Raw genomic sequence first — 15,207 nt, 5'->3', positions numbered from 1 at the left:
CGTCAAACCACCGCACAATCGGCCTCAATCGACCTTAACCCCATGCTGCTGCGGCATCCCGCGCGGCCCTCCTCGCTTCCAACGCATCCATGTCGAACTCCTCCCGCAGCGCTGCCCTGTTTGAACGTGCCCAGAAGACCATCCCCGGCGGCGTGAATTCGCCCGTGCGGGCGTTCCGCTCGGTGGGGGGCACGCCGCGCTTCATTGCCAAGGCAGCCGGCCCGTATCTGTGGGACGCCGACGGCACGCGCTATATCGATTACGTCGGCTCGTGGGGCCCGATGATCGTCGGCCACGCGCATCCGGATGTGGTCCGCGCGGTGCAGAAGGTGGCGGCGGATAGCTTCTCGTTCGGCGCGCCGACCGAGGCGGAAGTCGTCATGGCCGAGGAAATCTGCAAGCTCGTGCCGTCGATCGAGCAGGTGCGGCTGGTGTCGTCGGGCACCGAGGCGACCATGAGTGCCCTGCGCCTGGCACGCGGTTTTACCGGCCGCGATCTGATCATCAAGTTCGAGGGCTGCTACCACGGCCACGCCGACAGCCTGCTTGTGAAAGCCGGCTCCGGCCTGCTGACCTTTGCCGATACCACGCAGAACGCACCATCTTCGGCTGGCGTGCCGGAAGACGTGGTCAAGCACACGATGGTGCTGCCCTACAACGACGTGGCCGCGCTGCGCGAGGCGTTTGCACGCCATGGCAAGGAGATCGCCGCCGTCATCGTCGAGCCGGTGGCCGGCAACATGAACCTCGTGCGTGGCAGCACCGAATTCCACCAAGCCATGCGCGCACTCTGTACCGAGCACGGCGCCGTGCTGATCTTCGATGAGGTGATGACGGGCTTCCGCGTGGCGCTCGGCTGCGCGCAGTCGCTGTACGGCATCACGCCGGACCTGACGTGCCTGGGTAAGGTGATTGGCGGCGGCATGCCAGCGGCAGCCTTTGGCGGCCGGCGCGACATCATGGGCTTCCTGGCACCGCTGGGCAGCGTGTATCAGGCGGGCACGTTGTCGGGCAACCCGCTGGCCGTGGCGGCCGGGCTGACCACACTGCGCCTGATTGCGGCAGAGGGCTTTCACGACAAGCTGGCCGCGCAGACGCGCAAGCTGGTCGATGGATTGTCCGACCTCGCCCGCGAAGCCGGCGTGCCGTTTGCCGCGGACAGTGTCGGCGGCATGTTCGGCATCTACTTCCGCGAAGGCGTGCCGACCAGCTTTGCTGAAGTGACCAAGAGCGACGTGGGGCGCTTCAATGCGTTCTTCCACGCGATGCTGGATCAAGGCGTGTATCTGGCGCCGTCGGCGTTTGAAGCGGGCTTTGTGTCGGCCACGCATGATGATGCGATTCTCGATGCCACGTTTGAGGCGGCTCGGAAGGCGTTCAAGGCAGTTTAAGGACGGGGGACCGCACGGTCCCCTTTTCCTTTCCTTTCTTATCTCACTCGAACCGGTGCTCGGCCAGCTCCAGCGTTTCGGCAACCACGTCGGATCGGTTGGAAAAGCCCCCGGTAAACCGCACCACTCGCCCAAGCTCGGGTGCAAACCAAAGTGTTGCCTTGTACTGAACGGGGACGGTGCCCATGCCGTTCATGTAGCCACCCCGATTCAGATAGCCGCGATAGGCGATGCGGATCGCCCGATAGCTGCCGGCTGCCACCCGGATCGTCTCTTCCTGCTCGGCCACGCCTTGCAGGCTGATGTCCTTCGATCGCTTGGATCGGCTGTACTCGACCTTCCAGCGGCTCCCCACCGTCACATTGGCGGGCACCCAGCCTCCCGGCGGCGCGCCCACATCAAACTCGCCACCCACCGGGGAGTTGATGCGATCCAGCCGGCCGTCTTTGAATTCCACGCGCGCGCCCTGGTTGAAGATGACGCGATCGTTTTCGATACGGTCAACGCGATACGTGACCTGCTGGCTCGTACGCGTCAGGTTGTCGGTCAGCCGGTAGCGCCACTCTTCGCCAACGCGCGGCGAACCCGTGGTGACAGCGGCCGCAGGGATCGTCGCCTGATTCATCGTCTGGATGGGCGCGGTTTGCGGCAGCGCCCCAGCCGTCTGCCGATAGCTCGCCATGGCAGCGGCACCGCGTGCGTTGATCTGCGAAATCCACGATGCGGGTGCAGCCTGCTGGCGCGTTTCCGCTGACGATGCCGGGTTCATGAGAATGCCAACCAAGCGCCCGTTCTCGTCGAACAAGCCGCCGCCAGCGCTGGCGGTATCGGGTTCGACGGACACGTCGATACGATCCAGCGCGCCATTGGCGCCCGCGCGCAAGCCGGCAACGGTGGCTTCACGCACGGCCAGCGCCGGACCGATGACCGACGCTGCAATGACTTTCTGGCCAAAGCCCGGCGCCGCCATCGGCGACAACGGCGCGGCCGGCACGTTGAGGTCGGCCACCTTCAGCAAACACAGGTTGCGCTCCACGTCTGGCGCTTCCAGCGTGGCGCCGTAGGTCACGTTGCCGCGATGGACCGAAATGGAGCGGGCGCCCGCCAGCACATTGCACGCGGTAACGATCTGCCCCGGCCCCGAGACAACGCCCGAGCCCGTGCGCAGCATCGCGCCTTGCGGGCCGTAGACATAGACGGCGTACACACTGGTGTTCAATTGATCCAGGCTGATGGCCAGAGCAGGCGCGGCGGTGGCGCAGAGCAATCCAAAGACAATAGGCAGGCGAGATAGGCGCATGGTGGCGTCGGAAACGATGTGGATGATTTGGGAAGCTGGACGGCGATGATCAGCGCGGCGGCAACACGTAGCGCAGGTCATCCATGGCGACGGGTTTGGCGCCTGGGCTCTGCTGAACCGACGTGCGGGGCGTTGCCAACGCGTTGGTCGCCACGCCAGCAGACGGCGTGCTGGTATTGGCTCCATTCACGATGACGGGGGCATTCCCCTCTGCACCGCGGCGTGCATCAATGACCGTGCTCTCGCCCATGCTCACGCGGATGAATTCGGGGTAGTCGTACGCAGCGCCCGAGGTCGTATCCACCGCCACGCCAATCGCGCCGCCAAAGATGACGTTGCCGAAGGCGAGCGCCTTGGTGGCCGATACCACCGTCGCCTTGCCGGTTGCCTCGCCTTGCTTCTCGCAGTGGACTTCCAGGTTGCCGTAGGCCCGGTGGATGGTGACCGTGCCCGGCGTCGTCACGTAATAGGTGCCCTTGCTGTTGACCATTTCACAGCGGGCACCTTCCACCGGGCGTTCGGCCTGATGGGTTTCCACGGAGACCACTTGCCCAGTGCCGCCCACAATAGACGCGCAACCGCTTGCCAGTCCTGCACTGGCGACGATCAATAATCGGATGAGCCGCATATCCCCCCGGAACTGTGGCGTGGTTTGTTCTTCTCTGTCTGGCACGTCTGCGCAACGCTGTGTCTAGGCAGACCGCCAGTACTGTAGCGCGGGGGTGTGATCTAGGCGCCCCCTACTCGCGCAGGGGTGCACTATAAACGGAACTGGCTCGTCAAAGCAGCTTGACGGCATCCTGCAGTTCGACCGCCAGTGCCTCGGAAGCAACTGTCATGGGTGCGCGCAGGACGTTCTTCACCAGCCCCTCGGCAGCCAGCCACGCCTTGAGCGGCCCCGGATTCGTCTGCGCGAACAACAACCGGATGACCGGCGCCAGCGCGTGGTGCAAGTGCCGTGCATCGTTCAAGCGCTGTGCTTGCACTGCCCGCACCAGTTCGACAAACAGTTCTGTCCGCACGTGGGCCGCCGCGATGATCGCGCCCACGCCGCCCGCGCACAGCGTGCCGAACACTTGCGCATCCTCCCCTGCCAACACCTGCAGGCGCTCATCGGCAATCACGCGCTGCGTCTTGTCGGCATCGCCGCCGCAATCCTTGATGCCGTGGATGTTGGGGTGGGCGGCCAGCGTGAGCAGCGTTTCAACGTCGATGGTCGCGCCGGTGCGATACGGAATGTCGTATAGCAACACCGGCACGGGCGACGCGTCGGCCAGCGCGGTGAAGTATTCGATGATCCCGTCCTGCGAGGGGCGGATGTACGAAGGCGCGGGGATCAGGAACGCGGCGGGCCGATGCTCGGCAAACCGCCGCATGCGCTCGCGCACCGGCGCCAAGGCGCTGCCCGAAACGCCCATCACCACGGGCAACCCATCGGCGGCGGCGCGCACGGTGTCGAGCACGTCGACCTGCTCCTGGTCGGTCAGCGCGGCGGCCTCACCCGTGCTGCCGCAGGCCACGAACCCGGCCACGCCTTGCGTGCGGTAGCGGGCCACTAATGTATACAGCGCACCGTAGTCGACCGAGCGCGCCGCGTCGTCAACAAACGGCGTCACGATGGGCACCCAGATGCCCGCATACGACGGACGTGCGTGGGTGGACAGATGGGCGGATGAATTTTCAAGCACGACAACACTCCTGGACGAATCAACGACCGATCAAGAACCATCAGGAGAGCATCGGGAAGCAGGAGCCCGCGAGATGCGGGTATGAGGTCAACCGTGTCGAGTGTGTCGGTCAGCCGCTGTTCCATCGCCCATCTGACGGAACAGCGCTCCGGTCAGACGAGCGGCTGTTTGGAGGCTTTTTTGGCGTGCGCGCGTGTCGACGCGACCGACAGGCTGCATGCCGGTGCCGTGCAGATCGACGAGGTGAGGGAAATCGCGCGCATGGAAATTGTCAAAAAAGTCCCCATACCGTACTGACATGTGACTGGAGCGTCAAGCGCATAAGCTACAGTGCGCGGAACGCTACGAGACGATGTCTGTCTCATGCCACATTCTTTTCAGATTCAGATCCAGACAAGAGGACTCCATGACCCCTGCCCTGACTTTCCGCTCGACGCGTTTTTCGGTGCTGCGCTGGCTCGCGCTCTCGCTGGCTGTGCTGGCGGCGCCGTTTCTGTCTGCCTGCGGCTATAACGATTTCCAGGCCAAGGATGAAGCCACCAAGGCCGCCTGGTCCGAGGTCGTCAACCAGTACCAGCGCCGTGCAGACCTGATTCCGAACCTCGTCAACACGGTCAAGGGCTATGCCTCGCACGAGAAGGACACGCTCGAAGCGGTGACCAAGGCGCGCGCCGCCGCCACGAGTTTCCAGATCACCCCGGAGGTGCTGAACGATCCGGCGGCGTTCCAGAAATTCCAGCAACTGCAGGGTGAGCTCTCGAGCGCGCTGTCGCGTTTGATGGCCGTGTCGGAAAACTATCCGCAGCTCAAGGCGGACCAGTCGTTCCGTGATCTGCAATCGCAGCTGGAAGGCACCGAGAACCGCATCACGGTGGCCCGCCAGCGCTATATCAAGTCGGTGCAGGACTACAACGTGCTGGCCCGTAGCTTCCCGACCAACCTGACGGCCAAGGTGATGGGCTATCAGGTCAAGCCGAACTTCACGGTCGAGAACGAGAAGGGCATTTCCACCGCCCCGGCGGTGAAGTTCTGACGAGCTGACCACCATGCCGATTCGCGCGCGTGCATTCTTTGCCTTCCTGCTGACAGCCGCCCTGTGGCTTGCCGCCGCACTACCGGCGCATGCACAGAGTGACATGGTGGCCGTGCCGCCATTGGCCGCGCGCGTGACCGACCTGACCGGCACGTTGAGCGTCCAACAGCGCAACGCGCTCGAACAAGTGCTGGCTGACTACGAACAGCAGCACGGCAGTCAGATCTTCGTGCTGATGGTGCCCACCACCGCGCCGGACCCGATCGAGTCGTACGGCATCCGCGTGGCCGAGGCGTGGAAGGCCGGTCGCAAGAGCGTGGACGACGGCGCCATCATCCTCATCGCCAAGGACAACCCTGCTTCGCTGCGCAAGATGCGGATCGAGGTCGGGCGCGGGCTGGAGGGGTCGCTGACGGACGCGCAATCCAAACGCATCCTGCAAGACGTGATGGCGCCGCACTTCCGCCAGGGCGATTTCTATGGCGGGCTGTCGGCGGGTATTTCGGCCATCCAAACCGTCATTGCGCAAGAGAGCCTGCCGCCGGCGGAACGCGCCAAGCGGCAGCAATCGGGCGGCGGCATCGGCGATTGGCTGCCGGTGCTGTTTCCGCTGGCGATCATCGTGTTCTTCGTGCTGAGCGCGGCGATGCGTTCGGGTGGCCGCGTGACAGGTAGCCTGCCCGGCCGGCCTGGCTCGCGCGTGATGATGGGCAACCGCGGCTGGGGCCCGGGCACCATCGGCGGATTGGGTGGCGGACTCGGTGGCGGCTGGGGTCGCGGCAATGGCGACTTTGGCGGCGGTGGAGGGGGCGGCTTCGGTGGAGGCGGCGGCGGTGATTTCGGTGGCGGCGGCGCCTCCGGCAACTGGTAACCGGTGAACGTAGCCATGGCATCCCAACCCCGACACCACCGTGGCGCACGCCGCGCCCTCACCCACCTGCTGACCACGCCGGCGCACGCACGACGCGCGTTTCCGCCAGACGATCTCCGCAAGCTCGAAGCCGCCGTGCGCAATGGCGAACAACGGCATCGCGGTGAGGTGCGCGTCGTCATCGAAAGCTCGCTGCCGGTGCGCGATGCATGGGCCGGCGTCAGCCCGCGCCACCGCGCGCGTACGCTGTTTGGCCTGCTGGAGGTGTGGAACACGCACGAACACGTGGGCGTGCTGCTCTATATCAACCTGGCCGACCACGCGGTCGAGATTCTGGCCGACCACGGCATCGCCGCCAAGGTCGACGCGCACGCCTGGCGCACCGTCTGCGACACCATCACGCGGGGCTTTGCGCAGCGTGTTTCGATCGCGCCGGTATTGGATGCGCTGGCGCAGATCAACGACATCCTGGCCACGCATGCGCCCTCCGATGGCACGCCACGCGCCAATGAGTTGAGCGATCGGCCACTGGTGCTGTAGCGTCGCACCGGCGAGCGTTTTCCGGCGCGTGTTTCAGCGTTGATACGAATTCGCACGCCCAAGGGAACGCATAGGCGACACGCCCAGGCAGCGAGGCGTCTCATCTTTTAGGATGAGACGACAGCCAGCGTGCTCTCATGAATCTGCGTCATTTCCTCCAGCGCGTTCCACCACATCACCGATAAAACGCTACGTCGTTTCCGCAACGCACCTATGCGTGGAGCGATACAGCGCCACCCACTGCAACAACCACGCACGCAGGGATGGGCCGCATGTTTCACGGATGCAACCATCTCAGCGCCCTGTGGTTGTCCCCACATTTCTGCACCGCAGCAGGGGGTTCTCGTCACATGTTGCGTCCGTTTGCGCGACTCTCGGCGCACAAATCAGCCGTGTCTTTGGCGATTTCCACCAGCCGCCCTGGCGATTCGGCACGTATCCAATTCGAAACATCCACCTGACACCTGCCGCTGCAAAGACCGCGACTCGAGCCCAAGTCGTTGTGGGGCAAGGGTTTCGTCGTCGTGGCACGGTCGTCGCTCTACTGTCCGGGCCCGCAAGGCAATACAGCGATCCGAACGCTCGGCAAGCACACCGCACCGAGACTGCAGGACACAGATTCACGACGGAGTGCCCGTCCAACGGCGTTCCAAGGGGAAGTTCAGCAACACGGCGTGCGCCGGCCACACAAGATGGCCAAGCACCCAAAGTAGAAGTTGAAGTGTCCGGGGGTAGCGTCGGTGCGAACCGATGCCCAAAGCCAGTCTCGAGCCAACGAGACAGCCAGGCTGCCAAGCGTGCACTGCACGTCTGCCGCTGCATGGCACAGAGAGATTCCTCCCCCAGACTGCATTTGCTGCATTTTCGGATAGGCGGTCTTCCGCCCTTGTCCGATGGCTGGTCCAGCAGTCCATTGGAGCCGCAACAGCAAGCGCGGCCCCATATAAACGTGTTTTGGGGGAAAAACATGAACGCGTACATCAACCGTCCGTTGCTCTATATCTCGCTACGTCACGATGCAACGCGTTGCCGCTACCTGGCTCAGCAGGGCTGGCGACTGATCTTCGCTAACAATCGCCGCGACCTCGAGGCGCTGAATCTGGGCGATGAACCTGTCCTCGGCGGCCTGCTCGATCTGGACTGCGGCTACTCCGACGCGGAACTGGAAGAGCTGGAGCCCTGGCTGGCGCAGCAGAACATCGGCTGGATTGGCGTGGTCGCCAATGGTGACTTGCTGTCGGAGCCGATGCGCAAGCTACTCGGCCTGTACTTTGTCGACTACTACAACACCCCCTGCGACAGCGCGGAACTGGCGCGCGCGCTGGGCCACGCCATCGGCATGGCGAACCTGCGCCCCGCCACATTGCACGCGCGCGACGCGCTGCGCCCCGATGGCATGATTGGCAACTGCCCTGCCATGCAGTCCTTGTTTCGCGGCATTGAGAAGGTCTCGAAGTGGGATACGCCCGTACTCATCTCGGGGGAATCGGGCACCGGCAAGGAACTCGCCGCACGCGCGGTCCACTGCGCTTCGCGCCGCGCCGGTCAGCCATTCATTGCCGTCAATTGCGCCGCCATTCCGCCCACGCTCCTGATGTCCGAACTGTTCGGCTACGAGCGGGGCGCCTTCACTGGCGCGGTCAAGCGCAAGCTCGGCCGCATCGAGATGGCACATGGCGGCACCCTCTTCCTCGACGAAATCGGCGATATGCCGCTGGAAAGCCAGACCAGCCTGCTGCGCTTTCTGGAAACCGGCTGCATCGAACGGTTGGGCAGCACGGAGTCGGTTGCCGTCGACGTGCGCGTCATCTCGGCCACCCATGTCGACCTGGAAGCGGCCATCGCCGCCGAGCGCTTTCGCGGCGATCTGTATCACCGTCTTTGCGTGCTGCGCGTCAGGCAGCCCGCCTTGCGTGAGCGCGATACCGACATCCTGCTGCTGGCCGAACACATCCTGAACAACGTCCGCAGCCAGTCGCCCGAACACATCAAGGGGTTCTCACCGACCGCCCTGCGCGCACTCAGCTCGCACACCTGGCCTGGCAATGTGCGCGAGCTGATCAACCGAATCCGGCATGCCGCAGCCATGTGCGAAGACGGCATCATCAAGCCGGCTGATCTGGATTTGCAGCCGCCCGCAGAGCCCACCCGCCCACCCACCTTGGCAGAGGCCCGGGAAGCGGCCGAGCGCTGCGCCGTCAAGGAAGCCTTGCAACGCAATCATGAACGGCTCATCGACGTGGCCGAAGAACTGGGCATCTCACGCGTCACGCTGTTCCGGATGATGCGCGAGCACAAGCTGCAGATCCGCAAGGGAGAACTCGGGATGGTGTGCGTGCAGGGATAAACAGGGGCGGACCATGTCAGTCAGCCAGCAGAACAAACGACAAGCGGCGCGCATTGACCCAGCGCCGAGACCGAGGGAGGGAGGTTGGCCGGGCACCCGCCGCCTTACTGTGTATGGCGGGGCCCTGCTCTTTCTTGAATATTTCGTGCTCGGGATATGGTGGTGGGGCCACCATGTCCTGAAGAACACCACCATTCCGTCGCCGGGGTGGGACCTGGGCGTTTTCTGGAGCGCCGCCGGCCTGGCCATGACGCACGGCGCCACGGCGGCCTATGACTGGGCGTTGCTCCGCGTTGCGGAGGCCGCCATCCTGCCGCCGGACATCTTTGGACCATTCTCCTATCCGCCAACGTTCCTGCTGCTGATCTACCCGATCGGGATACTCTCGTTCGGTGCGGCAACGGTCGTTTTTTCGAGCTGCGGTGTCGCGCTGTATCTGGGCGCGATCCGGTCGACGCTGGCATCGCAGCAACTGCCCTGGGTCGTCCCGGCCCTCGCATTTCCTGGCGTCTGGGTCACCCTGCTCACCGGACAGAATTCGCTCTTCACGGCGGCGGCGGCGGGCGCTGCGCTGGTCCTGCTACGGCGCTCTCCAGTGGCGGCGGGCGCGTGCATCGCCGTGCTTTGCATCAAACCGCAGTTGGGCGTGTTGTTCCCGCTCTATCTGCTGTGCGGGCGGCAGTGGCGGGCACTCATGTCGGCGGCGGTCTTTTCAATGCTGACCCTGGTGGTGAGCTGGCTGGCATTCGGCACCGACACCTTTGTTGCCGCCGCGAAGAGCATGGCCATGTTCCGCCATGCCATTGTCGAGAACGGCGGGGTGATCCTGTATGGCGCACCAACGGTGTTCGGCACCTTGCGATCCGCCGGGGTTTCGACCACGGTGTCGTATGCGATGCACGCAGGCGTGGCGACACTGGTGATTGCCGCCTGCATCTGGTTGTGGCGCAGACCCTGCCGCTTCGAGCTACGCGCCGCCTCCCTGCCCATTGCGACGTTGATGGTGCAGCCCTACCTCATCTACTACGACCTCGCGTGGCTGGCCTTGCCGATGGCATGGCTCACGATCGACTTTGTGCGCCACGGCAGCAACCGATTCGAAAAAGCGGTGGTCCTTGCCGCCTGGCTCGTACCTGCACAGGGCTTGTTCGCCGTGCTCTCGCACCGGACGGGGCAGTGGGCGCCGATCGTGCTGGTCGCGTTGTTCGCCGTTGTCGTGCAGCGCGCGCGTGCTGCCCAACGCGCGGTCTCGCCGCTGGAGGTCTTCAACACTGCAACACAACCCGTTGCCGCGATGGGCGCAAACGCAGCCAATCCGGCACAGGGAACAACAGCGTGATCAAGAGCTTTGAAGGCTTGCGTGGCATCGCGGCCTTGTTCATCGTGGTGCATCACATGTTTTGCGCGTGGCCGCACCCGCTCTCTGCCAACGCCTATCTTGCGGTGGACCTCTTCTTTGTCCTCAGCGGCTTCGTCATCAGCAGCGCATGTGGCCCGCAGTTGTCGAACGTGGCCTCCCTGCGCATATTCATGATCCGCCGCATTGGCCGGCTCTGGCCAACGCATCTGGCAACCACCGTGTTGGCCCTCATCGTTGCTCGCCATCTGCCGCAGGTTAGTGAGACGCTCGCGCTTGCCACCATGTCGCAGGGCCTGAACGTCTTCCAGGCGGGCATCGGCAACGCCGTAAGCTGGAGCACCAGCGACGAGATGTATGTCTACCTGCTCTTCGGGGTGGGTTACGTCCTGCTGCGCCGCGCTGTCCGCATGGGGGTGTTCGCAGCGCTGGCCTTGACGGCGTGCGCACTCGCTGCCTGGATCGAGATCGACCGCGCCTGTCTTCTTCAGGGCGGCTGCCTCAGTAAGTTGGTTCACCAGTTTGGCTGGCTGCGGTGTATCGCAGGCTTCTTTGTTGGCACCCTCATCTATGAGTTCCGGGATGATCTGGTCACGTTGACGAGCCACCCCGTCTTTCAGGTGACTGCGTGTTCAGCAGCGCTGTTCTTGCTCATTGCTGCAGATGCCGTTCCTGGGTCCGCATTGACCGCACCGCTGACGTTCGGCGCGCTGATCAGTGCGCTCATCAGTGACCGCGGCCCCGTCGCACGCGTCCTTCAGACACCGGCTGCGCTGTATCTCGGCAAGGTGTCGTATCCGCTGTATCTCGCGCACGGCGTCATGTTGCCGCTCGTCGTCAGCATGCCGGCGGACATCGGACTCATGGATCAACTCGTCACCTATGCGCTGTTTCTCTTCTGGGCGTTTGCCGCTGCCCATGTGCTGCACAACTACGTCGAAGTGCCATTTCGCAATCGGTTCAATGCGTGGTCTCAAACCTTCTCGCATGCAACGTCGTCACACGCGCCGATCCAGGAGCCGCGTGGGGCGCTGATGCATGACGCACATGGCAGCCGACCTGCGCGGCCACAGATCCTCAAACCAGCGGAGACGCGCTCGCCGCGTGCTCGACAAGACCGTTAGCGGATTGCGTGTGTGTCGCGGTTGACGCGAGATAGCGCCGCATCGCGATAACCAGCAACGCCACCAGCACCACGGGCAGCACCTGAAGGTAGCGGCCGATATACGCGGCAAGAACACCCTGCACCGGTGCCAACCACGCCGCAACCAGCAGAACCCACTCCAGACGATTGAGCGGCTGAACCCTGGCGTCGCGCATCAGAAAGACGATCGGCAGGATCAGCCATACCAGGTCGTAAAACATAACGTAGGGCTGCATCAACAGCGTGGCCACGACAAAGGCGGTTGCGCGAAGCTCGAACCTGGCACGCTTGACCCACAGGAAGGCCATGACCATCACGGCCGGCGCGGCAACCAGGCCATGTACACCGTAGGCCACACTCACCGGCAAGCCCAGGCTGCGGCCGATGGCAAATACGGTTGGCATGCCTAGCCACATCTCACGTCCTCCCTGCTCCACCGCGATCCGGCTGAATTCGGGAAGATACGCAGCAAACGCGCGCCACGCATCCACCCCGCAGACGGCGACGCTGCCGGCAACAAAAGCCAACATGCACAGGCTCGCAGCAATAAGCGCTTTCCATTGCCGACCGCATACCAGCGCCAGCGGAAACAGCACACCCAATTGAGGCTTGATTCCGAGTACCGCGATGCACACTCCGGCAAGTCCCGCGTGGGTTTCCAGCAAGGCAAGGGCGGCCCCGGCTGCAGACACCGTCAACAGCGAGTTCTGGCCCAGCCCCAACGCAACTGGCACCCCAGGGAACGCGGCAAGCCAAGCCAGCCACGCACGGTCGAGGCTGCGGCTGATGCGCGCAAGCATCACGGCATAGACGGACAAGCCCAGCACAAAGTAGAGGATGAGCGCCGCCCCGAATGGCAGCAGCCCGAAGAGAAGGACCGCCAGCAGGAACGTCGGCGGATACGGCCATGGGGAGTAGCCGATCTGATGCCGCAACGACTCTTCCATCGGCTGCATCCATTGCGCAGAAAATACCGCTGCTGCGTGGTGTTCCACCGCAACCCGGGCAGCCGACCAAAAGACCGAGAAGTCGTAGCCGAGCATGGGTGCCGACCAATCGTTCAGCACGTAGAACCGGATGCCCCAGATCACCAGCGCCAAGACCTGCAGCCCCCCTGCCACCATCGCATAGACGGTCAGCCGACGCGCCAGGCGGTGCCCCGATTGCGTTGCCGACATGACGCGCCTCCCATGCTGGCAGCGCCTAGCCGCGCTGGCCCCGCACCATCTGGAGCACGCGTCGCTCCCCCGTCAACCGGCTGCGCAGCCGGCGTTCCTGGTAGCGACGCTTGACGAGATAGATCGGGCGTCCCTTGGCCTCGTCGTAGATGCGGCCGATGTATTCCCCCACCACGCCAAGCCCGATCAGCTGCAAGCCGCCAAAGAACAGCAGCAGCGACAGCAGCGAAGCGTAACCCGGCACATCCACGCCCAGGACCATGGTGCGCGCGATGATGTAGCTGCCGTACACGAATGCCAGGCTGGCAATCGCCAAGCCGATATACGTCCAACTCCGCAGCGGCCAGGTGCTGAAGCTGGTGATGCCCTCCAGCGCAAAATTCCACAGGCGCCAGCCGGAGAATTTCGACTGCCCAGCGCTGCGCGCCTCACGCTCGTACGGAACGATGACCGTGTTGAAACCCACCCAGGCAAACAGGCCCTTCATGAACCGGTGCCGCTCAGGCAACTGCTTGAGCGCATTGACGACGGCGCGGTCCATCAAGCGGAAATCGCCAACGTTCTCCGGTAGCTTCAGCTCAGACAACGTGTTGTGAACGCGGTAATACGCCGCGGCCGTCACGCGCTTGAGGAAGGTATCGCAGGCGCGGCTGGCGCGCTGCGCCAGGACCACTTCCGCGCCCTTCTGCCAGTGCGCCACCAAGGTGGGAATCAGTTCCGGTGGGTCTTGCAGATCGGCGTCGATCGGAATCACGGCGTCGCCCAGTGCTTCGTCAATGCCGGCCGTCAGCGCCGCTTCCTTGCCGAAGTTGCGTGTCAGGTCGATCACCCGCACACGCTCGTCCCGATGCGACATGGCAATCAGCTTCTGCAGCGTGTCATCCTTGCTGCCGTCGTTCACGCACACGATCTCAAACTGCGTGATCTCGATCGACTCCAGGATCGGCACGACGCGCGCAAAGAAGGACTCCAGCGCCTCGCCTTCGTTGTAGAAGGGCACCACCAGCGAAAGCAGTTGGTTTCTCTTGTAATCCGACATCATTGTTCTCCCCGTCCAAGGCGCCACGGCACGCGACTGTGCGGCGCGTTGCGTGTGCGCTCAAGATGAATGCGGCGCGCGATATGCGCCAGGGCCAGCAGCAATACAACCGGCATCAGCTGAACGCCGATTCGGTCAATCAGGAGCATTCCGCCCAGCGGCAGAAGCCACAGCAGGATCAGCCACTCACGTTCGCCGGGCAGCCACCCGTCGCGCCATGCATAGGAGGCCAGCCAGGCGATGGCCAGACCGAGGAAGGCCAGGTCGTAGTCGTACAGGTACGGGCTGGCGAGCATGCTGGCCGTCAGTACGGCAGCAGCGCGTAGTGCAAAGCTGCAGGGCCGGCCCCATGCATAAGCGACCACGGCGCAGGCCGCCGCGACCCCCACCCCATGCAGCGCGTAGGCCAACACCACCCCACCGTGCAGCATCTTGGCCATGGCAAAGAGGGTGGGCATGCGTTCAAGATGCACCGCGCCGGATTCCACGACCGACCGCGCATACGCTGCGTTGTGCAGAAATGCGATGAACGATTGCGGGCCAAACGCCACCAGCGCCAGCCCTGCCAGCGCCAGCGAGGTCAGCGCCATTGCAATCAACGCCTTCCACTCTCTCGCGCACACCAAGGCAATGGGAAACATCAACGCCAGCTGCGGCTTCACCGTGAGCAATGCCAGCAGCATGCCGGCGGCAATCGGGCTGGCGGGCCGCTTGGGCCGAGGAGAATGCAGCAGCGTGAGCGCCAAGCCAGCACACGCCGCCAGCAACAGGGCGTTCTGCCCTGTGGCGAGCACGACCGCAATCCCGGGAAACGCGGCGCAGGGCAACCATGCCTGCGGCCACGGCACGATCCGGCTGACCACCCAGAGGAAGCATCCGACGCTTACGCCCAGGAAGACCAGCACAGCAAGCCCATACGGCAGCAGCCCGAACGGCGCGACGAAGGGTAGGAACGTTGGCGGGTAGAACCAAGGCAGCCAACCCTGGGTGGTCGCCACCAGTGGAACGGTTGCCAGCTCCAGGCTGTGCAGGACGGCCACATCGTAGGCGGCGAGCGGTTGCCCCTGCAGGACCAACTGCGCGGCGCTCCAGAACACCAGAAAATCGCCGCCCAGCGGAAAGACGCCCGCCACTTTCAACACACTGGCACGGACAGCCCAGATCGCAAAGTACGAGACGTAGCACGCCAGCGCGGCCATCGAATACACGCGCAGGCGATCTGGGCCCAGCCAGTGGCGCGTGTCCGCTGCAGTTGCCCTTGGCGCCGCAGTTGCTTCGGGGGTCCTGTGCTTGAGCAGGTTCCAAGCGGTGGCCATGGC

At 64.2% G+C, this 15,207-nt stretch carries 14 protein-coding genes; 8 read left to right on the top strand and 6 right to left on the bottom strand.

Annotation, left to right across the window (positions count from 1 at the left end; all coding sequences use genetic code 11):
• Positions 1-89 precede the first annotated feature (89 nt).
• Positions 90-1,391 carry a glutamate-1-semialdehyde 2,1-aminomutase gene (hemL, locus tag ACN9M1_RS03360; RefSeq protein ID WP_426397373.1) on the top strand — a complete coding sequence of 434 codons (1,302 nt, stop codon included), beginning with the start codon at positions 90-92 and terminating at the stop codon, positions 1,389-1,391.
• 43 nt (positions 1,392-1,434) lie between these two features.
• Here hemL and ACN9M1_RS03355 read toward each other — a convergent pair whose 3' ends face one another.
• The 3 genes from ACN9M1_RS03355 to dapA all read right to left on the bottom strand — a co-directional run bounded on the left by ACN9M1_RS03355 (position 1,435) and on the right by dapA (position 4,379).
• The gene (locus tag ACN9M1_RS03355; RefSeq protein ID WP_426397371.1) at positions 1,435-2,691 is read right to left on the bottom strand and encodes a S1 family peptidase; all 1,257 of its coding nucleotides are present in this window, start codon (positions 2,689-2,691) and stop codon (positions 1,435-1,437) included.
• Positions 2,692-2,740: 49 nt separating this feature from the next.
• The gene (locus ACN9M1_RS03350) at positions 2,741-3,229 is read right to left on the bottom strand and encodes a hypothetical protein (RefSeq protein WP_426397369.1); all 489 of its coding nucleotides are present in this window, start codon (positions 3,227-3,229) and stop codon (positions 2,741-2,743) included.
• A gap of 241 nt (positions 3,230-3,470) precedes the next feature.
• Positions 3,471-4,379 (bottom strand): 4-hydroxy-tetrahydrodipicolinate synthase, encoded by a 909-nt coding sequence (gene dapA / locus ACN9M1_RS03345; protein WP_426397367.1) that lies wholly within the window; start codon positions 4,377-4,379, stop codon positions 3,471-3,473.
• An 81-nt stretch (positions 4,380-4,460) separates the two neighbouring features.
• Here dapA and ACN9M1_RS03340 point away from each other — a divergent pair, with 81 nt between their 5' ends.
• The 7 genes from ACN9M1_RS03340 to ACN9M1_RS03310 all read left to right on the top strand — a co-directional run bounded on the left by ACN9M1_RS03340 (position 4,461) and on the right by ACN9M1_RS03310 (position 11,651).
• On the top strand, positions 4,461-4,676 hold the full coding sequence (locus tag ACN9M1_RS03340) for a hypothetical protein (protein WP_426397365.1): 216 nt from the start codon (positions 4,461-4,463) through the stop codon (positions 4,674-4,676).
• A gap of 109 nt (positions 4,677-4,785) precedes the next feature.
• Positions 4,786-5,412: a LemA family protein gene (locus ACN9M1_RS03335; RefSeq protein WP_426397363.1), complete on the top strand. Its 627-nt coding sequence runs from the start codon at positions 4,786-4,788 to the stop codon at positions 5,410-5,412.
• Between the two features lie 13 nt (positions 5,413-5,425).
• The gene (locus ACN9M1_RS03330; protein WP_426397361.1) at positions 5,426-6,283 is read left to right on the top strand and encodes a TPM domain-containing protein; all 858 of its coding nucleotides are present in this window, start codon (positions 5,426-5,428) and stop codon (positions 6,281-6,283) included.
• A gap of 15 nt (positions 6,284-6,298) precedes the next feature.
• Entirely contained in the window at positions 6,299-6,823 is a 525-nt protein-coding gene (locus tag ACN9M1_RS03325; RefSeq protein ID WP_426397359.1) for a TPM domain-containing protein, read from the top strand.
• 967 nt (positions 6,824-7,790) lie between these two features.
• Positions 7,791-9,170 carry a sigma 54-interacting transcriptional regulator gene (locus ACN9M1_RS03320; protein ID WP_426397358.1) on the top strand — a complete coding sequence of 460 codons (1,380 nt, stop codon included), beginning with the start codon at positions 7,791-7,793 and terminating at the stop codon, positions 9,168-9,170.
• A 13-nt stretch (positions 9,171-9,183) separates the two neighbouring features.
• Positions 9,184-10,509, top strand: a complete 1,326-nt coding sequence (locus ACN9M1_RS03315; protein ID WP_426397357.1) for a glycosyltransferase family 87 protein — start codon at positions 9,184-9,186, stop codon at positions 10,507-10,509.
• Positions 10,506-11,651, top strand: a complete 1,146-nt coding sequence (locus ACN9M1_RS03310) for an acyltransferase family protein (RefSeq protein WP_426397356.1) — start codon at positions 10,506-10,508, stop codon at positions 11,649-11,651. The genes ACN9M1_RS03315 and ACN9M1_RS03310 overlap by 4 nt, the downstream gene beginning before the upstream one ends.
• On the opposite strand, the gene ACN9M1_RS03305 is transcribed toward ACN9M1_RS03310, so the two are convergent.
• The 3 genes from ACN9M1_RS03305 to ACN9M1_RS03295 form a co-directional block, all read right to left on the bottom strand.
• Positions 11,605-12,762 (bottom strand): glycosyltransferase family 87 protein, encoded by a 1,158-nt coding sequence (locus ACN9M1_RS03305; protein ID WP_426398790.1) that lies wholly within the window; start codon positions 12,760-12,762, stop codon positions 11,605-11,607. The genes ACN9M1_RS03310 and ACN9M1_RS03305 overlap by 47 nt on opposite strands.
• A gap of 112 nt (positions 12,763-12,874) precedes the next feature.
• Complete coding sequence (locus ACN9M1_RS03300) at positions 12,875-13,888, bottom strand: glycosyltransferase family 2 protein (protein ID WP_426397354.1); 1,014 nt, start codon at positions 13,886-13,888, stop codon at positions 12,875-12,877.
• Complete coding sequence (locus ACN9M1_RS03295) at positions 13,888-15,204, bottom strand: glycosyltransferase family 87 protein (protein ID WP_426397352.1); 1,317 nt, start codon at positions 15,202-15,204, stop codon at positions 13,888-13,890. Before ACN9M1_RS03295 ends, ACN9M1_RS03300 begins: the two co-directional genes overlap by 1 nt.
• Between the last annotated feature and the right edge of the window lie 3 nt (positions 15,205-15,207).

This window comes from Ralstonia sp. R-29, assembly GCF_049913345.1.
Taxonomy (GTDB): Bacteria; Pseudomonadota; Gammaproteobacteria; order Burkholderiales; family Burkholderiaceae; genus Ralstonia.
Note: the sequence above shows the minus strand (reverse complement) of the source record. Positions and strands in the feature narration are given on the sequence as shown.